We start from the raw sequence: 17094 nt of genomic DNA, 5'->3' as shown, positions 1-17094 counted from the left end.
ATTGCGTGCCAATTTCCGTATGCAGCGCCTGTTCGTCGAAAGCCCGCTTCACGCCGGCTCGGCACATGAGGCCACCAAGGAACAGTACAACTATCTCATCAACGTGCTGCGCTTCGACGAGGGCGCGTCCGTGCTGGTCTTCAACGGCCGCGACGGCGAGTGGCGGGCGGAACTGTCGCTGCCGTCCAGGAAGCGCCTCCTTCTCACCGCGGTCGAACAGACGCGTCCGCAGCCCGCACCTTGCGACCTCGTCTACCTGTTTGCGCCGCTCAAGGTCGGCCGGCTCGACTACCTCGTCCAGAAGGCCGTCGAGATGGGTGCCGGTCGTCTGCAGCCGGTGATGACACAGCACGTTCAAGGCAAAATCGGCAGCCTCGACCGGGTTCGCGCGAATGTGATCGAAGCAGCCGAACAATGCGGCGTCCTCGGCATTCCCCAGGTCGACAACCCGAGAAAACTCGAAGACCTCCTTGCGACCTGGCCGCGAGATCGCCGCATCATCTTCTGCGACGAGGGCAAAGAGAGCCAGAATCCGCTGCCGATCCTGCAGGCAATCGGCGAGCGTCAACTCGCCCTGCTGATCGGCCCTGAAGGTGGCTTTTCCGAAGCCGAGCGGACATTGCTGTATAGCCTCGACTTTGTAACGGCGATACCGCTCGGGCCGCGAATCCTGCGCGCGGATACGGCAGCGGTTGCGGCGATGGCGGTCATCCAGGCGGCGGTCGGCGACTGGCGATGATCGCCGCCCTCTTGGCCACCCTACAGGGCCGCATGTCTCATCAGACGCGCAAAGATTGCTGTAGCGCTTTGAATTGCTGCATGATTTGCCCTTGAATCGGCTCTGGTTTAAGAAATCCGGCGGTGGGAAGTTTTTTTGAGGAGATCTTGAAAGAAATTCACTTGCACCGCACCTGATTACGGTTCAAGCACCCACCATCGCTCCTGCTGCCCGGCAGAGCCGCTCAAACAAAGAAGACGCTTATGGCCCGAGACACCACCGACCAGACGCCGGTTACCTCTGTCGCTGAACTGACCGCCTATCTGGCGTCGGGATCCAAGCCGAAAGAGAAGTTTCGGATCGGGACGGAACACGAGAAATTCGCCTTCTTCAAGGCGGACAACAGCCCTGTACCCTATTTAGGCGAAGCCAGCATTCAGGCGCTTTTGAACGGCATGGCCGAAAGGAGCGGTTGGGAGCCGATCGTCGACGAGGGCAACATCATCGGGCTTGCCGAGCATTCAGGCAACGGCGCGATCTCGCTGGAGCCGGGCGGACAGTTCGAACTCTCCGGCGCGCCGCTCGAAAACCTGCATCAGACCTGCAAGGAATCCAACCAACACCTGGCAGTTCTTCGGGAAATTGCCGAACCGCTCGGGATACGCTTCCTCGGCATTGGCGGCAGCCCGAAGTGGACATTTGCCGAAACGCCGCGCATGCCGAAGTCGCGATACGATATCATGACGCGCTACATGCCGAAGGTCGGCACCAAGGGCCTCGACATGATGTATCGCACCTGCACGATCCAGGTGAACCTCGACTTCTCCTCCGAGGAGGATATGCGGCGCAAGATGCAGGTTTCGATGAAGCTGCAGCCTCTTGCAACCGCTCTCTTCGCAAGCTCGCCTTTCACCGACGGCAAGCCGAACGGCCTCCTTTCCTGGCGGGGCGACATCTGGCGCGATACGGACAATCAGCGCGCCGGCCTGTTGCCGGCTGCCTTCAAACCGGAATTCGGCTTTGCCGACTATGTCGAATGGGCGCTCGACGTGCCGATGTATTTCGTCGTTCGCGACGGGCATTATCATGACTGTACCGATGTAACGTTCCGCCAGTTCATGGCGGGTGCGCTCAAGGGCGAGGTTGCCGAGTGGCAGCCCAATATGGGCGACTGGGCCAATCACCTTTCGACGCTCTTCCCCGATGTCCGGCTGAAGCGCTTCCTCGAGATGCGCGGCGCCGACGGCGGCCCCTGGCGCCGGATCTGCGCGCTGCCGGCCTTCTGGGTCGGCCTGCTCTATGACGACGAGGCGCTCGCGGACGCCGAGACGCTGACGCGCGGCTGGAGTTACGACGATGTGCAGGCGTTGCGGGACGCCGTACCTGGCCAAGCGCTTTCGGCAAAGCTCGGCACAACCTCCCTCTTCGATATCGCGCGTGAAGTTTTGACGATTTCGCGCGACGGCCTGAAGCGGCGCAATCGGCTCAACGGCGACGGAATAGACGAAAGCCAATTCCTGGCGCCGCTCGACGAAGTGCTGGCGAAAAAAGCGACGCTCGCCGAGGACCTGCTGGCCCTTTACAACGGCCGTTGGAACGGCTCTGTCGAACCGGTCTTCGCCGAATACCAGTATTGAGCAATTCCTGGAAAAGTATGTAACGGTTTCCGTCCGCAATCGCGCAGGTTCAAAGGCCTAGAAGCTGCCTTCGCTCCGGCCCGGTGCTGCCCACGCCGTTTAAAAAGCGGTTTGAAGTCCACCAATTCCCGTTATAGTGCAGCGACATGCGTCGTTCGGCCGGGAAGGAAATGGGATGGCACCGCTTTTTGACATGTTCGCACAGGCGCAGAACGGCAAGGCCATCGAAATGATGGCGAAGCAGTTCGGCCTCGCCCAGGAACAAATGATGAAGGCGACGGCGGCGCTTCTGCCCGCTTTCTCCACGGCCTTCAAGCGCAACACGGCCAATCCCTATGATTTCGGTGCGTTGCTGGGTGCGCTTTCGACCGGCAATTACGCAAAGTACTTCGAGGACATGAGCCAGGCATTCACGCCACAGGGCATGGCGGATGGCAACGGCATCCTCGGCCAGCTCTTCGGCTCCAAGGAGATGTCACGCGCGATCGCCGCGCAAGCGGCGCAGATGACCGGCATCGGCCAGGAGATCTACAAGCAGATGCTGCCGGTAATGGCGAGCACATTAATGGGCGGCCTCTTCAGACAAACGACCGGCACGTCCGGAGATGCCTTTGCAAACAATCCAATGATGGTGATGATGCGGCAATGGATGGAGGCAACGGGGCTGGCCAAGAAGCCAGAACCTGCCCAAACCGCCTTCGACAATCCCTTCATTCAGGCGATGCAGGGTTTCTTCGGCACGGCAAAGACGGAAGATAAACAGAAAACGCCCGATATCTTCGCCGGCAACCCTTTCGTCAAGGCATTTCAGGACATGATGCAGAACGGCGCGGGCGCGCCTGAAAAAGCTCCTGCGGAAAATCCGGCCTTCGCGCAATTCTCCGAAATGATGAACACGATGTTCGACAGCGGGCTCGAAATGCAGAAGGAATACCAGAAGAACATCGACGCTCTGTTCGAGAGCTATAAGAAAAGTTCGGGCGACAAGGCCTGATTCCGCAAAAATAGTTTTCCCTGGGGATTGCGCAGTTCAAACCGCCAGATCGTTCACGGGCGAGAAGCAGGGTCCAAGCTTTGCTTCCTCCGATGACTGCAGTCCTCGCAGAATCGTGCAAAAAAGCCCGGTACATGTCTTGGTCATGTACCGGGCAAGCGGCAGGGTCTATTGGCTCATACCCTGCGGGGAACGTTCGGTGCGGTCGACGCACCGCAAACCGGAATCTCACGGCATGATCCGCGAAGGCGGCAACCTCTGGCGGACCATGCCGTATTGGCGCATCCAAGGCGGCGGGATGCGCCTACAGCGCCCGGCGTCTCTTCAGACGCATTACGGCCGCTGCAATACTTTGACTTGCTGCATGTTCAAATCGGCACGGATTTGAGGAAACGTGCAGCAGGACGGTCAATCGTGGCGCACCCCCCGGTAGAAGAGGTTAGCCCGGTTTCGGGACGCGCGCGTCAGGTAGCTTCCCGGATTGTCGAAGAAGGAGGAGGTCAAAGCCTCCTGCAGGTCTTCGCGTTTCAATCCCATGTCGAGCAACTGCCGGTCATCAAGATCTTGCAGACGTGCGATCTGGCAACGGTTTCGGAACAGGCGCCAGACAGTCGTCAGCACGCCGGTCACGCCTGCGGTGCGGGATGTAAGCGGCTGCTTTCCTGCAACGAGGTCGAGATTGAAGGCGTGTTGGGTCGTGCTCATGGCGGTACTCCTTTTTCAGGCACGAAGAAGCCCACCCCCTGCGGGGAGGTCATACGCAGGGGCAGGCCGGAAGTTTTAGGGTCAGCGACGAATTTCGCGGACAGGACTTGATGTGATTTGCACGCTATTAGTCGCAAATCCTTATTGATCAGTCCAACGAATGTTTTTAATGATATTCATCAAACAATCTTATGGGTATACGGCCATGTCAGCACCGCTCGATATCGACCAGTTGCAAACCTTCGTTGCCATTGCAGATACGGGTAGCTTCACCAAGGCTGCCGATCGTGTGTTCAAGACGCAATCGGCTGTGTCGATGCAGATGCGGCGTCTGGAAGAGCGGATCGGCAAGGCGCTTTTCATGAAGGACGGGCGCGGCAACCGGCTGACCGTCGAAGGCGATAGACTCCTGAATTTCGCTCGCCGGATGATCCGCCTCAACAACGAGGCGATTGCCTCCTTCGACGACAACCGTCTCGAGGGCACGCTCAGGATCGGTACGCCGGACGACTATGCCGATCGCTACATGCCGGAGATCATCGTCCGTTTCGCCAAGACGCATCCGAACGTCGAGCTCTACATCGTCTGCGAACCCTCGGTCGACCTCGCCGAAAAAATGGCAAAGGGCGATCTCGACATTGCGCTCGTCACCCATAACCCGAGGGCGAGGGCTTCCGACGTGGTGCGGACGGAACCGCTTTGCTGGGTGAGCTCCATCAATCATCCGCTGCCGGAAAACGCGCCGATCCCGCTTGCCGTCGGCCGGCGCGACTGTCAGTGGCGGCAAGCCGCCTGCGCGGCGCTCGACGCCACGGGCAAGGAATATCAGATCCTGTTCACGAGCTGGTCGTCGACTGTCGTCGCCGCCGCCGTGCTCGCCGGCATGGCGGTTTCGGTGCTGCCGGAATCGGCACTGCGGCCCGGCATGAAGGTGTTGACGCTGGCCGATGGCTTCCCGGCGCTGGCGCCGGTGCAGATCGGCATTATGAAGCGCCCCGGCCTATCGCCGTCACTCTCCAACGCAATCACCAACCACATCACCGCCTGCCTCGACAACATCACGCCAATCACGGTCAATGACGACCTTGACGGCGACTTGAAGAGCTATCCGCGTTATCCGCGCCTCAGGCAGAGCCATATGCTGCCCGGCTGGTAAAAAAGTGCGTCCAAAGTGAAAGCCACGCCCCCGGGACCGCGGCGTGGCTTTCTTCTTCGATATTTTTATTCGGCGGTATTTGCGGAGCCGCGACCACGAAGCGCAGGCCGCTGTAGAAAGTCTCAGGCGAGTTTTGCCTTGAGGAATTCGACCGTCCGGCTCCAGGCGAGATCGGCTGCGGCCTTGTTGTAGCGGGCGGCAGAGGTGTCATTGTTGAAGGCGTGGTTGACGCCGTCATAGACGTGGATCGTGGCGTCCTTGCCGTTCGCCGTCAGCGCCTTGCGATAGTCTTCGATGCCGGCATTGATGCGTTCATCGAGCCCGGCATAGTGCAGCAGCATTGCGGCCTTGATCCTCGGAACATCCTCGGCCTTCGGCTGAGCCCCGTAATAGGCGACCCCGGCCTTGAGATCGGGCGAATTGACGGCCAGGCGGTTGACGACACCGCCGCCCCAGCAAAAACCGATGGCACCGACGTTCCCCGTGCTCGCTTCGTGCCCCTGCAGGAAGGTGACGGTTGCAACCGCGTTCTCGTTGGTTGCGGCGGCGTCAAGCGCGCCGATCATCTCGCGTGCCTTGTCCTCGTCGTTTGGCGTTCCACCGTCGGGAGAAAGGAAGTCGGGCGCAAGCGCGACAAAACCTTCCAGCGCCATGCGGCGGGCAACGTCGCGGATATGCGGATTGAGGCCGCGGTTTTCGTGGATGACAATCACCGCCGGCAGCTTGCCGGAGGCATTGGCCGGACGGACGAGGTAACCTTTCATCTCACCATCACCGCCCGGATAGGTGATGTCCTCGCCCTCAATGCGCTGATCGGTCTCGGCGATCATCTCAGCCTTGGCGCTGTTTGCAGCCAGCATCGGAGCAATCGCCGCAGCGGCCGCAGCGGAACCGGCCAACGCCGTCAGTGTCTCCATGAAACGGCGGCGGTCCAGTGTCAGGTGCGTATATTCGTCATAGGCATCGATCATCGCTTGGGTGATGACGGGTTCGTTCATAGCGCCCTCCTTCGGCTATCCTCTCCGTAGGCGGGCGGTACCGGAAGGAAAGCCGCCCGGCGACAAGATAAGTCAACCCGCGCGCGCATGGCGTACAAAACTGCGTTACCGGCAGCACTGGATCGGGCGAAGCGGGGCGAAGAACCGCCCCGTCCCGTTTCACTGCCTACAGCGCCGCGCGCCCAATCGGACGCCCAAAGGTCGCTGTAGCACTTTGAATGGCTGCATGATTTTGTCCTTAAATCGATTCCGATTTAAGGAATCATGCACTAGCCGTTGAGATCGAGGACGATGCGGCCATCGATCCTGCCCTCCTCCATGCACTCGAAGATGGTGTTGATGTTCTCGAGCCTGTCCCAGGAAAAGTGGGCCGCGACCTTGCCCTCCCCCGCAAATTCCAGAGCCTCCTCCAGATCCTGACGAGTGCCGACGATCGAGCCACGCACGGTGATGCGCTTCAGGACCGTATCGAAGATCGGCAGGCAGATCTGGCCCGGCGGCAGGCCGACGAGCGCCATCGTGCCCTTGGAACGCAGCATGTTGTAGGCCTGCTCCATCGCCTTTGGTGAGACCGCCGTCACCAGCGCTCCGTGGACCCCTCCGGTTCGCTTCTTTACCTCCTCCGCCGCGTCGCGCAATCTTGCATCGATGACGAGGTCGGCCCCGAGCCTCTCGGCAAGCGCGAGCTTGTCGGGGAAGATATCGGCGGCGGCGACGTGCATGCCCATGGCCTTGGCATATTGCACGGCCATATGACCGAGGCCGCCGATGCCGGAGACGAGTACCCATTCACCGGGCCTCACTTCCGTCTCCTTCAGTCCCTTGTAGACCGTGACCCCGGCGCAAAGCACCGGCGCCGCCGGGCCAAACTCCAGCTTGGCAGGCAGCCGTCCGACGAAATCCGGATCGGCCAGCCCATATTGCGCGAAGGTGCCGTCGACCGAATAGCCGGTATTCTGCTGGCTGCCGCAAAGCGTTTCCCAGCCGGTGCGGCAGGGTGTGCAGCAGCCGCAGGCGGTGTGCAGCCATGGAACCCCGACGCGGTCGCCTTCCCTCAGCCCCGTGACGCCCGCGCCGAGCTTGGCGATATAGCCCACCCCTTCATGGCCGGGAATGAACGGCGGGTTCGGCTTCACCGGCCAATCACCCTTTGCAGCATGCAGGTCGGTGTGGCAGACGCCCGTCGCCTCGTATTTAATGAGGACCTGGCCGGGCCCGGGCCTCGGTACAGGCACTTCCTCGATGACAAGCGGCTTGCCGAACTCGCGTACCACAGCGGCTTTCATGGTCATATCAATCTCCTCCGATGCTCGACGTTGGCGCCGGCGCGGCCGGCATCGCGCACATGCTTCTCTGCGGGGCGCGCTGACGGAGGGAAGCTTAGCGGCAGAAAAAACCGCGGTTCCTTGACGCGCATCAAGGAGCGGGCATTCGGCGGGGAATTCGTCGCAGATCTGAAACAGTCGCGCCGGCAAACAGCAATCAGCTGGTCGCCATCCGGACGCAGAGCCAACCCCACATCGCGAGGAGTGCCACGAAACCGGTGATGAACAGCGGGCGGCGATAACGGAGACGGTTGCTGGTCACATGAACGGCGGCATGGACGCAGCGTAGAGCGACGAAGAGCCAGGCGAGACCGAGCGAGACAAGGTTGTCGGCTTCGGTGATGTAGAGCAGCACGCAGCAGACATGGAAGAGCACCGGCAACTCGAATTGGTTGGCGATGCTGTTGCGGACGACAAGGCTCTCGGCCGGCTCGTGGCGGTTTTCGCGGAACTGCGACGCCTCGACCTTGCCCGTTCGAACAAGCGAAGCGCGGCGCGCCGAGAGCAGCGCATAGAGCGCGAAAACCAGCGCAGCATGCGCGACCATCGGCCAGAAGATCTCGAAGCCTGTCATCGGTGTTCCGCGTCAAAGTATCGGGTGGAGCGGGACGCCGGACGGCGTCCCGTGGAAGATATCAGACCGCGCCCGGATAGTTCGGGCTCTCGCGGGTGATGGTCACATCATGCGCATGGCTTTCGCGAAGACCGGCACCGGAGATACGCACGAAGGTCGCGCGCTCCTGATAGTCCTTGATCGTCGCGCCACCAACATAGCCCATGGAGGCCTTGAGGCCACCGGCGAGCTGATGCAACACGCCCGCGACCGGCCCCTTGTAGGGGACCTGACCCTCGATGCCTTCCGGCACGAGCTTCAGTGTGTCGCGAACCTCGGCCTGGAAGTAGCGGTCGGCCGAACCCCGCGCCATGGCGCCGACGGACCCCATGCCGCGATAGGCCTTGAAGGAACGACCCTGGTAGAGGAAGACCTCGCCCGGGCTTTCGTCGGTTCCGGCAAGCAGCGAACCGATCATGACCGCGGAGGCACCCGCCGCAATCGCCTTGGCGAGGTCGCCGGAGAACTTGATGCCTCCGTCGGCGATCACCGGGATACCGAATGTCTGCGCCGCCTCGACGGCCGCCATGATCGCCGCAAGCTGCGGCACGCCCACGCCTGCAACAATGCGCGTAGTGCAGATGGAGCCGGGACCGATACCGACCTTGACGGCGTCGGCACCGGCATCGATCAGCGCCTTGGTTCCATCAGCCGTCGCGACGTTGCCCGCCATGATGCGTACGGAGTTCGTCAGCTTCTTGATCCGGCCGACAGCATCGAGCACGCGCTGCGAATGACCGTGCGCGGTGTCGACGACGATCAGATCGACGCCGGCGTCGATCAGCCGCTCGGCGCGCTCGAAACCGTCGTCACCGACGCTGACGGCGGCGGCGGCGCGAAGCCGGCCCTGCGCGTCCTTCGACGCATTGGGGTTCAGCTGCGACTTCTCGATATCCTTGACCGTGATCAGACCGACGCAACGGCCGTCCGGATCCACCACCAGAAGCTTCTCGATCCGATGCTTGTGGAGGAGCCGCTTGGCCTCCTGCTGGTCGACGTTTTCCTTGACCGTGATCAGGTTTTCCCGGGTCATCAGTTCGTAGATCTTCTGAGCCGGATCGGAGGCGAAGCGCACGTCGCGATTGGTGAGAATGCCGACGAGGCGACCCTGCTTCTGTCCGCCACTGCCGCCGTTTTCAACGACCGGAATACCGGAAATGCCATGCACCTTCATCAGGCTCAGCGCGTCTGCAAGCGTCGCATCCGGACCGATGGTGACCGGGTTGACGACCATGCCGCTCTCGAACTTCTTCACCTGCCGAACCTCTTCCGCCTGTTCGGCGGGGGTCAGATTGCGGTGAATGACGCCGATGCCGCCGGCCTGCGCCATGGCGATCGCCAGGCGGCCTTCGGTGACGGTATCCATCGCGGAAGACAAAATCGGGAGGTTGAGGTCGATGTCCTGCGCAATGCGGGTCGAGATGTTCGTCTGGCCCGGCATGACCTCGGAATGTCCCGGCTGAAGCAGAACGTCGTCGAAGGTCAGGGCCTCCAGACCGGTTGCCGTTTCGATGATACGCGCCATGGCCAGTTCCTCTTCAATAAACGAAAATCCCCGGGGACGGTCAGCGATTTGTCCACCGGGTGACTTCAAAGCTTGTCTTGGAAGTTGGCGAGGGCTCGTAACACGGATATGTCAGAATGAAAATAGTCAAGGCCCGGAAATCTCCCGGGCCTCGGAAATTGTTGTTGCAGGGCAACATTTCTCTGCCGCTCAAATATCGAATTGATAGGTCGCCGGCACGAATCGGTAGCCGAGGTCGCTCCGCTCGACGAAGCCTACCGCCGGGAACGGCATGTGATAGCCGATGAAGGGCAGACGGTCCGTGGGGATCATGTCGAAGACCTTGCGCCGTGCAGCGGCCGCAGCCGCCTTGTCCATGTCGAAGCGAACCTCCCAATCGGGCCGTTGCAGCGACAGGACATAATGATTGGCCGTGTCCGCCGTGAGGATGAGCGCCTTGTTGTCGGAATCGAGCCGGAACACCATGTGTCCCGGAGAGTGGCCGAAAGCGGCGAGCGCGGTGATGCCGGGCACCACTTCGGCACCATCGGCAATGAACGTGGTCTTCCCCGCAAGCGGCACGACCTTTTCGAGCACGGCCTTGTGGCCGGTTTCGGCCGGCGTGCCGGCACGCGCCTCGTCCCTCCAGAAATCGTACTCGACCTGCCCGGTAACGTAGCGCGCGTTCGGAAAAGTCGGTTTGTCGTCGGTCATGAGATCACCACCACCGAGACCTGGTCGGGCGTGTAGCCAGCGGCTTTCAGCCCATCGACAAGCTTGCCGGTTCCTATTTCCCGGCCGGCTTCACCAAAGCCGGTATCGAAAAGCACGACATCGGTTCCGGTATCGACGAGCGCTGGTGAAAAGCCGTTGACGAAGCCATCGGCGGGCAGGAAATTTTCCGTCAGCAGGGCGGAAACCGCGTCAGCCGCTGCTTGAGACCATAGGTCTCGTGCGGCTTTCCCGACATGCGGGTGCCGTCGCTGATTACCGTGATCTTGGCTGCGCCGAGCTTGAGTGTCTTGAAGGCGGTGCCGCCCGTCGTCGCCGGGTTTCCATCCTGTCTTGAGCCCTGGCGAACTGCGTCAACAAGGTCGGGGCCGCCAGTGCGCCCACTGCTCCCGTTCCGAACAGCGTTCGGCGCGTCAGCGAAAATGTCATTTTCTTCCCTCCATCCTGCAAGTGAGCCCATTGCCGCCACGTGCCGTGGCAGGCAGGAAGTAGGGCTCCAAAGAAAAAGCACAGGCGGCATCACGGGCTTTTGATCTGCAATCGCTGGTTTTGTTTGCGCTTCGACGGGTTTCGTGTTTTTAGACGCCTACTGCATGTTTCCTTAAATCGTAGTCGATTTAAGAACAAAAACATGCAGCAACTCAAAAGTGCTACAGCGTCCTTTGCGCGTCCGATAAGACGCGCGGCGCTGTAGGGTCGCGGTACCGCTTTGACCGAGCGTAATTTCCTGAAATCGATTCCGCTTCCGGGAATTATGCTGTACCCGATCATCGTCGCGCCGCCCCGCGCCACTAAGCCCAAGGCATTTCCGTATGAATCGTGTCGTCCCGTTGATCCTCGCCGTGGCTCTCTTCATGGAGCAGATGGATTCAACGGTGATTTCGACGTCACTGCCGGCGATCGCGCACGACATTGGTGTCGGGCCGATCACACTGAAGCTGGCGCTGACGTCCTACATGGTGGCGCTCGCGATCTTCATACCCTTGAGCGGCTGGATGGCGGACCGCTTCGGTGCCAAGCGCATTTTTCGGGCGGCGATTCTCGTCTTCATCGTCGGCTCGGTGCTCTGCGCCATCTCGAACAGTCTCATCGGCTTCGTCCTCTCGCGCTTCCTGCAGGGCATCGGCGGCGCAATGATGACGCCGGTCGCGCGCCTCGTTCTGGTCCGCAGCGCCCCGCGCAGCGAGCTGGTCTCGGCCATGGCGCTGCTGACGATTCCGGCACTCGTCGGACCGCTCGCCGGGCCGCCGCTCGGCGGCTTCATCACCACTTATTTTTCCTGGCACTGGATCTTCCTGATCAACGTGCCGGTCGGTATTGCCGGCTACGTGCTTTCCGGCCTCTACCTGCCTGAGATGGAGCGGCGAAACCCGCCGCCGGTCGACATTCTCGGCTTCCTGCTCGGCGGCATCGCCGCCTCGGGCATCGTCTTCGGCCTTTCGGTCATCAGCCTGCCGGCGCTGCCGCCGGCGATCGGCTTCGCATCCGTCTCGGCCGGCATCGCGGCCACGTTCCTCTACATCGTCCATGCCCGCCGGCATCCGGCGCCGGTGCTCGATCTGAAGCTCTTCAGGGACAGTGCGTTTCGGGCGGCTACGATCGGCGGCACGGTCTTCCGCATCTCGGTCGGCGCCGTTCCCTTCCTGATGCCGCTGATGCTGCAGATCGGCTTCGGCCTCAGCCCGTTCCAGTCGGGCCTGATCACCTTCATCGGTGCCGTCGGGGCCATCACCACCAAGTTCCTCGCCCGCCGCGTTCTGGCCTTTGCCGGCTTCCGCACCACGCTGATTATTGCCGCGATCATCGCCACCCTGATGACTTTCGCCAACGGCTTCTTCACACCGGCAACGCCCTATCTGGTCATGCTCTTCATTCTGCTGGTTGCCGGCTTCGCCCGTTCGTTCTTCTTCACGAGCGTCAATGCCCTCTCCTTCGCCGAAATCGAGGACGAGGATGCCAGCAAGGCGACGTCGATGAGCGCCGTGCTGCAGCAGATCAGCCTTGCGCTGGGGGTTGCCGTCGCAGGCGCGATCCTTGAGATCGAAACGGCGGTGAGCGGTCGCCCGCTGGGTCTCGAAGACTTCCAGATCGCCTTCATGATCATCGCCGCCGCCAACCTGCTGGCGGCAATTCCCTTCCTGCGGATGGCGAAGAACGCCGGCGCTTCCATCTCCGGACACCGCCTTCAGCTGCGCGAAGTCGAGACGACGGCCGGCAAATAGGGCAGCTTATTCGTTATTTCCGTTTGGATCGGGGCGCGGACGGAAAACCGCTCACACTTGTCTCGCCCTCTCTATTCCGGCCGCTCGAAGACCGCCGACAGCTTGTTGCCATCCGGATCGCGGACGTAGGCCGCATAGAAATTCGGATGGAAGGGCCTCAAGCCAGGCGCGCCCTCGTCCGTGCCGCCATTCGCAAGTGCCGCCGCGTAGAAAGCGTCGACGGCGGCGCGGTTTTCCGCCTCGAGCGCGACCATGGAACCGTTGCCGATCGTCGCCGCCTTGCGGTTGAACGGCGTCACCACCCAGAGGCGGCAGCGGATATCGCTTTCGGCGCCGTAGCCGATTTCGACTTCGTCCTGCTTCCGGCGCTTCAGGCCAAGTGTTTCGAGCGTCTTGTCATAAAACACGCCCGCCCGATCGAGGTCGTTCGTGCCGAGCGTCACATAAAGCAGCATGTTCTACTCCGTCGCAGCGTCTTCCGCCGGTTCTCTGGGTTCTTCCGCGCGCCGACCCTTGAAGCCCTTGGCGAGCAGGAACATCTCGACCGATTCGGCGCGAGACGAGGCCGGCTTGACATGAATGACCTGACGGAAATTCTGCTTCAGCATGTTCAAAAGATCGCGTTCGGTGCCGCCCTGGAACGTTTTTGCCAGGAAGTGGCCGCCCGGGGCGAGCACATCGACGGCAAAATGGGCGGCGACCTCGCAAAGATGCATCGTGCGCAGGTGGTCGGTCTGGCGGTGGCCGGTCGTCGGCGCCGCCATGTCGGAGATGACGAGGTCGGGCGTTCCGCCGACCGCTTCCTTCAGCCTGTCGGGAGCCTCCGGATCGAGAAAATCCATCTGCAGGAAGCGCACGCCGGGGATCGGGTCCATTTCGAGGAAGTCGATCGCTGCCACACGTGGATCGGCATCGGTCGAATTGGTCACCTTGGCGGCGATCTGCGACCAGCTGCCGGGCGCGGCGCCGAGATCAATGATGCGCCGGGCGCCGGCAAGAATCTTGTGCTTTTCGTCGATTTCGAGAAGCTTGAACGCCGCGCGGGCGCGATAACCTTCGAGCTGCGCCCGCTGGACGTAGGGATCGTTGATATGGCGCTCGATCCAGCGGCGCGAGGAAGCCTTGAGCTTCCCCTTCTTCACCTTCTGACCGAGCTTACGGCCGCTGCGGTTACCGCCGATCGGCGATTTCGTCATACCTTGTTCCCCTCATGGGCCTTGTTCCCGTCGTGCGCTTTGCTTCCTTCCTGGTTCGCCGTTCCGCCATTGAAGCTACGGTGCCGACGCGGACGCGCGCGGCGCCAGGCGCCGTCGTCAGCCATCATGTCCGTCAGCAGGCCTTCGCGTAGACCGCGATCGGCCACGCGCATGCGCGTCGAAGGCCAGCGGCGGCGGATTGCCTCGAGGATCGCGCAGCCGGCGAGCACCAGATCGGCGCGGTCGGGCCCGATGCAGGGATTTGCAGCGCGAGCCTCGAAATTCCACGAGAGCAGCCGGGACTGCATCGCCGAAACCTCGTCGTCAGAGAGCCACAGCCCATCCACCTTGCGCCGGTCGTACCGCGGCAGATCGAGATGAACGCCTGCAAGGGTCGTCACCGTTCCCGACGTTCCGATCAGATGAAAGCCGTTGCCCGATGCGCCGTTAGCCAAAGCCTCTACCGGAGGGCTGTCGAAGCGGGCGAGCATGCCCTCGACCTCGCGCACCATCTCCTCGAAGCTCTGCGGCGTCACATGCTCGCCGCCATGGCGTTCGGAAAGGGTCACCACGCCGACGGGAAGCGAAGTCCAATGGGTGATGTGATTGGCAAGCCTGCTCGACCGGTTGTCGCCGATACGGATGATGGCGATCTCCGACGAGCCGCCGCCGATATCAAAGAGGACGACGGACCTCGTCTCGCGATCGACCAGCGACGAGCAGCCGGAAACCGCCAGCCGCGCTTCCGTCTCGCGATCGATGATCTCCAGCTCGAGCCCGGTTTCCTCAGCTACGCGCTTCAAGAAGGTTTCGCCATTGGCGGCCGAGCGCGCAGCTTCCGTCGCGATCAGCCGACGACGGCGGATCGAACGGGCATTGAGTTTCGCGGCACAAATCTTGAGTGCCTCGACGGATCGCTCCATTGCGTCGTCCGAAAGGCGCCCGCTCGCCCCGAGCCCCTCGCCGAGCCGAACGATACGGGAGAACGCGTCGACGACCCTGAACTGGCCCGGCCGGGTTGGCTGTGCGACAAGGAGGCGGCAATTGTTGGTGCCGAGATCGAGAGCCGCGTAAAGCGGTGTCGGTGGTTCGCCCGCCGTAACAAAGGGGGCTCGGAGATTTTCCGGTCGGGATCCCTGTGTCGACTGCGAAGCCGCGGCGGTCTCAGCACCGCGCTGATCGCCCGGTCGCTCGGTGATATGCGCTTTGCCGTTCGACGCCAGCGGCCGCCCCTGAAGCCCGCGCCGATGCCGCGCCTTCTTGCTGCGCTTGTGGCCCTTCTTGTCGGTAACCGCCGCATCGAGAAGCTCGACGCTTCCGCCGGAACCGGCGGTCGCTGTCTGGCCCTGCGGTCTTGCTGCTTTCGAGCGCCGGCGCCGTTTGCGCTTGCGCGCCGGCTCCGCCACTTCCAGTCCTGCGGGACGCCCTGCTTCTCCGGCCTGGCCGGATTGGCTGGCAACTGCAGACGGCGAGCCCGACGGCCTGCGCCGTCTCCGCTTGCCTTTTCCGCCGCGCGGCACATGCTTGTGCCCCTCGCCACGGTCTGCTGCCGACGCCCCGTTCTCAGACGGCCTTGCGCCGTGATCGGGGTCTCTCACTTGTCTCTACCATCGCGCCGGGCGAAGACCTTTCGGCCGCTCAAGGCGCTCTCTCGATTTTACGTTGCGGCGACTGTACCAGCGCCGCCCCTTTTCGCCAAACCTTTTTTGACGCTGCAGCAAGACCGATAAAACCGAACCCCCACCGATGCTTACGCGCGCGTGATCACACCCATGCGCCCGCCTTTCTACGTCCCGCCCGCCCCTGTCGCGCGGAAATCGATGGCTGGCCACAGGCCAGTCGCATTTTTTTGCCAAAAGGTATTTGCATCGGGCGTTCTTTTGTTTATAAGCCCGCCACACCGACGCGGCGGCCACACGCAGCCAGCGAACCTTGGGGAATAGGTTAACGGTAGACCAGCGGACTCTGACTCCGTTAGTCCTGGTTCGAATCCAGGTTCCCCAGCCACCTCCAATTTTCCCTTACTTTTCAACCACTTACGCGACCGAGCCCTGAGGCAACCGGAACAGTTTTCCGCATCATATTTCCGGATCACGCCAGAATTGGCGTGACGAGTATGATCGAGTCCGTCTCATTCTCTTTAAATGCTTCTCGTTGCCGCCTTCTGTGAGTCTCGATTACGATGACACTCGTCCGGATCGGTTCATTTCCGCGCATATGCCCCTCTTCACCTGGAACGTTTCGGTCGGCTTCAACGCGGATAACTGTATCGGAGAGACGAGCGTCGCCCGCAAGCTTGATCGCGGCTAGGAAACACTAGACGGTCAGGCGCTCCTCGAGCGCCTTTCTGGCCGGCCGATCCCATGGATTGCCGCTTGCACGCCCTACCCTCGGCATCTATTGCAGATTCGACTGCAATCCGAGGTTCACATGAAGCACATCATCACAGCCGCCCTCCTGATCCTCCCTGCCGCACCGGCCATGGCGATCGAGATCACTGACGACACCCCGGCAAGCGCCATTACCGTCGCCAAGGCGTGCCGGGAAGCCTTGTCGGCGAACGTCGAGGCGCCCAAGGGTAACTCCCCGGTGATTATGTGCCTCCCAGCGGATATATCGGAGGCAGGTCCGGTCGACGGCGACGTGCCATACGTGGTTCTCACCAAGTAGCGCCTCGAGCAGCCAGATTCACTTCCAAGTGCTGACGTGCGACAAGAGATCATCAACAGCGAGAGAGAGAGACCAAAATTCGATGCGCCGCAGAAGCTATACCATTGAGCAGATCGACCTGCCGGAGCGTGTCTCCGTTGTCTGGCGCTATTCCGACATGCAGCGCAAGTGGAACATCTACGTCATCGCGCCGGACAGCGAAGGCATCATCTGCGGCACGCATGGCGTCAATAACAAGCTCCTCGAAGCTTGGAGCAAGGTTGGCCCAGGCACCGAAGAGTTCAGCAGGGCAGTCGGCAACGTCACAGTCGATGCGGTCGAGCTGGTAAACCACCGGCGAGCGCTAAAAGCTGGACAGACCGGCCTCTCAGTCGTGAAGTAGAAAAACACATGGTTTTCAGGAGAGGCGGCCAGAACCTCAAGGGAGAAGCATCTATCGTCTCGATCGGCATGACCAGACACTGATGCCCGCCATCCGCTACCAGATCACGCTACCGGGCCAACACGCCAGTAGGGAGAAGAGAGGCACCCTTCGCGACCTCAAACGGGAGCTGCTCCGAATGGGTATCGACCGTAGAGAGGTGATGTTTGCCGTGGCGACGGTCGTCATGCTCGACCACCAAC

15 protein-coding genes, 1 tRNA gene and 1 pseudogene are annotated in these 17094 nt (G+C 61.7%); 8 read left to right on the top strand and 9 right to left on the bottom strand.

Features of this window, described 5'->3' with window-relative positions; translation table 11 throughout:
* The first annotated feature begins 1 nt into the window (after nt 1).
* The 3 genes from QN219_RS01135 (at nt 2) to QN219_RS01125 (ending at nt 3349) form a co-directional block, all read left to right on the top strand.
* On the top strand, nt 2-739 hold the full coding sequence (locus tag QN219_RS01135; protein ID WP_283997324.1) for a 16S rRNA (uracil(1498)-N(3))-methyltransferase: 738 nt from the start codon (nt 2-4) through the stop codon (nt 737-739).
* A gap of 242 nt (nt 740-981) precedes the next feature.
* The gene (locus QN219_RS01130; RefSeq protein ID WP_283997322.1) at nt 982-2355 is read left to right on the top strand and encodes a glutamate--cysteine ligase; all 1374 of its coding nucleotides are present in this window, start codon (nt 982-984) and stop codon (nt 2353-2355) included.
* 175 nt (nt 2356-2530) lie between these two features.
* Nucleotides 2531-3349, top strand: a complete 819-nt coding sequence (locus QN219_RS01125; protein ID WP_283997320.1) for a DUF937 domain-containing protein — start codon at nt 2531-2533, stop codon at nt 3347-3349.
* Nucleotides 3350-3757: 408 nt separating this feature from the next.
* Here QN219_RS01125 and QN219_RS01120 read toward each other — a convergent pair whose 3' ends face one another.
* On the bottom strand, nt 3758-4054 hold the full coding sequence (locus tag QN219_RS01120) for a DUF1127 domain-containing protein (RefSeq protein WP_283997319.1): 297 nt from the start codon (nt 4052-4054) through the stop codon (nt 3758-3760).
* A 205-nt stretch (nt 4055-4259) separates the two neighbouring features.
* Here QN219_RS01120 and QN219_RS01115 point away from each other — a divergent pair, with 205 nt between their 5' ends.
* Entirely contained in the window at nt 4260-5210 is a 951-nt protein-coding gene (locus QN219_RS01115; protein ID WP_280660005.1) for a LysR substrate-binding domain-containing protein, read from the top strand.
* A 122-nt stretch (nt 5211-5332) separates the two neighbouring features.
* Here QN219_RS01115 and QN219_RS01110 read toward each other — a convergent pair whose 3' ends face one another.
* From QN219_RS01110 to QN219_RS01090, 5 genes and pseudogenes are all read right to left on the bottom strand, one after another.
* Complete coding sequence (locus QN219_RS01110; protein WP_283997316.1) at nt 5333-6208, bottom strand: dienelactone hydrolase family protein; 876 nt, start codon at nt 6206-6208, stop codon at nt 5333-5335.
* Nucleotides 6209-6477: 269 nt separating this feature from the next.
* Entirely contained in the window at nt 6478-7500 is a 1023-nt protein-coding gene (gene adhP, locus QN219_RS01105; RefSeq protein ID WP_289624019.1) for an alcohol dehydrogenase AdhP, read from the bottom strand.
* Nucleotides 7501-7690: 190 nt separating this feature from the next.
* Nucleotides 7691-8107, bottom strand: coding sequence for an MAPEG family protein (locus QN219_RS01100; protein WP_283997315.1), 417 nt, complete (start codon nt 8105-8107; stop codon nt 7691-7693).
* Between the two features lie 61 nt (nt 8108-8168).
* Complete coding sequence (gene guaB, locus QN219_RS01095) at nt 8169-9671, bottom strand: IMP dehydrogenase (RefSeq protein WP_283997313.1); 1503 nt, start codon at nt 9669-9671, stop codon at nt 8169-8171.
* A 189-nt stretch (nt 9672-9860) separates the two neighbouring features.
* Nucleotides 9861-10811 (bottom strand): annotated as a pseudogene (locus QN219_RS01090) (MBL fold metallo-hydrolase).
* Between the two features lie 383 nt (nt 10812-11194).
* On the opposite strand from QN219_RS01090, the gene QN219_RS01085 reads away from it, so the two are divergent.
* A complete protein-coding gene (locus tag QN219_RS01085) occupies nt 11195-12604 on the top strand; it encodes a DHA2 family efflux MFS transporter permease subunit (RefSeq protein ID WP_309486518.1) in 1410 nt (469 codons plus the stop codon).
* 71 nt (nt 12605-12675) lie between these two features.
* Here the strand turns inward: QN219_RS01085 and QN219_RS01080 are convergent, their stop codons facing one another.
* The 3 genes from QN219_RS01080 to QN219_RS01070 are packed head-to-tail and all read right to left on the bottom strand — an operon-like array spanning nt 12676 to nt 15398.
* The gene (locus QN219_RS01080; protein WP_283997311.1) at nt 12676-13059 is read right to left on the bottom strand and encodes a VOC family protein; all 384 of its coding nucleotides are present in this window, start codon (nt 13057-13059) and stop codon (nt 12676-12678) included.
* Nucleotides 13060-13062: 3 nt separating this feature from the next.
* Nucleotides 13063-13800, bottom strand: a complete 738-nt coding sequence (locus QN219_RS01075; protein WP_283997309.1) for an RlmE family RNA methyltransferase — start codon at nt 13798-13800, stop codon at nt 13063-13065.
* Nucleotides 13797-15398 carry a Ppx/GppA phosphatase family protein gene (locus QN219_RS01070; RefSeq protein ID WP_283997307.1) on the bottom strand — a complete coding sequence of 534 codons (1602 nt, stop codon included), beginning with the start codon at nt 15396-15398 and terminating at the stop codon, nt 13797-13799. The genes QN219_RS01075 and QN219_RS01070 overlap by 4 nt, the downstream gene beginning before the upstream one ends.
* A gap of 335 nt (nt 15399-15733) precedes the next feature.
* Between QN219_RS01070 and QN219_RS01065 the strand changes: the two genes are divergently transcribed.
* The 3 genes from QN219_RS01065 to QN219_RS01055 all read left to right on the top strand — a co-directional run bounded on the left by QN219_RS01065 (nt 15734) and on the right by QN219_RS01055 (nt 16852).
* Nucleotides 15734-15807: transfer RNA gene (locus tag QN219_RS01065), tRNA-Gln, on the top strand.
* Nucleotides 15808-16230: 423 nt separating this feature from the next.
* Nucleotides 16231-16470, top strand: coding sequence for a hypothetical protein (locus QN219_RS01060; RefSeq protein WP_283997306.1), 240 nt, complete (start codon nt 16231-16233; stop codon nt 16468-16470).
* Nucleotides 16471-16552: 82 nt separating this feature from the next.
* Nucleotides 16553-16852 (top strand): hypothetical protein, encoded by a 300-nt coding sequence (locus tag QN219_RS01055; protein WP_283997305.1) that lies wholly within the window; start codon nt 16553-16555, stop codon nt 16850-16852.
* The last annotated feature ends 242 nt before the right edge of the window (nt 16853-17094 follow it).

This window comes from Sinorhizobium sp. 8-89 (assembly GCF_030124325.1).
GTDB lineage: Bacteria > Pseudomonadota > Alphaproteobacteria > Rhizobiales > Rhizobiaceae > Sinorhizobium.
This window is presented reverse-complemented; position numbering and strand designations above follow the sequence as displayed.

Coding starts and splice junctions, on each gene's coding strand:
- QN219_RS01075 (WP_283997309.1), bottom strand. CDS start 13,800: ATGACGAAATCGCCGATCGGCGGTAACCGCAGCGGCCGTAAGCTCGGT.
- QN219_RS01085 (WP_309486518.1), top strand. CDS start 11,195: ATGAATCGTGTCGTCCCGTTGATCCTCGCCGTGGCTCTCTTCATGGAG.
- QN219_RS01130 (WP_283997322.1), top strand. CDS start 982: ATGGCCCGAGACACCACCGACCAGACGCCGGTTACCTCTGTCGCTGAA.
- QN219_RS01110 (WP_283997316.1), bottom strand. CDS start 6,208: ATGAACGAACCCGTCATCACCCAAGCGATGATCGATGCCTATGACGAA.
- QN219_RS01100 (WP_283997315.1), bottom strand. CDS start 8,107: ATGACAGGCTTCGAGATCTTCTGGCCGATGGTCGCGCATGCTGCGCTG.
- QN219_RS01115 (WP_280660005.1), top strand. CDS start 4,260: ATGTCAGCACCGCTCGATATCGACCAGTTGCAAACCTTCGTTGCCATT.
- QN219_RS01055 (WP_283997305.1), top strand. CDS start 16,553: ATGCGCCGCAGAAGCTATACCATTGAGCAGATCGACCTGCCGGAGCGT.
- QN219_RS01060 (WP_283997306.1), top strand. CDS start 16,231: ATGAAGCACATCATCACAGCCGCCCTCCTGATCCTCCCTGCCGCACCG.
- QN219_RS01120 (WP_283997319.1), bottom strand. CDS start 4,054: ATGAGCACGACCCAACACGCCTTCAATCTCGACCTCGTTGCAGGAAAG.
- QN219_RS01080 (WP_283997311.1), bottom strand. CDS start 13,059: ATGCTGCTTTATGTGACGCTCGGCACGAACGACCTCGATCGGGCGGGC.
- adhP (WP_289624019.1), bottom strand. CDS start 7,500: ATGACCATGAAAGCCGCTGTGGTACGCGAGTTCGGCAAGCCGCTTGTC.
- guaB (WP_283997313.1), bottom strand. CDS start 9,671: ATGGCGCGTATCATCGAAACGGCAACCGGTCTGGAGGCCCTGACCTTC.
- QN219_RS01125 (WP_283997320.1), top strand. CDS start 2,531: ATGGCACCGCTTTTTGACATGTTCGCACAGGCGCAGAACGGCAAGGCC.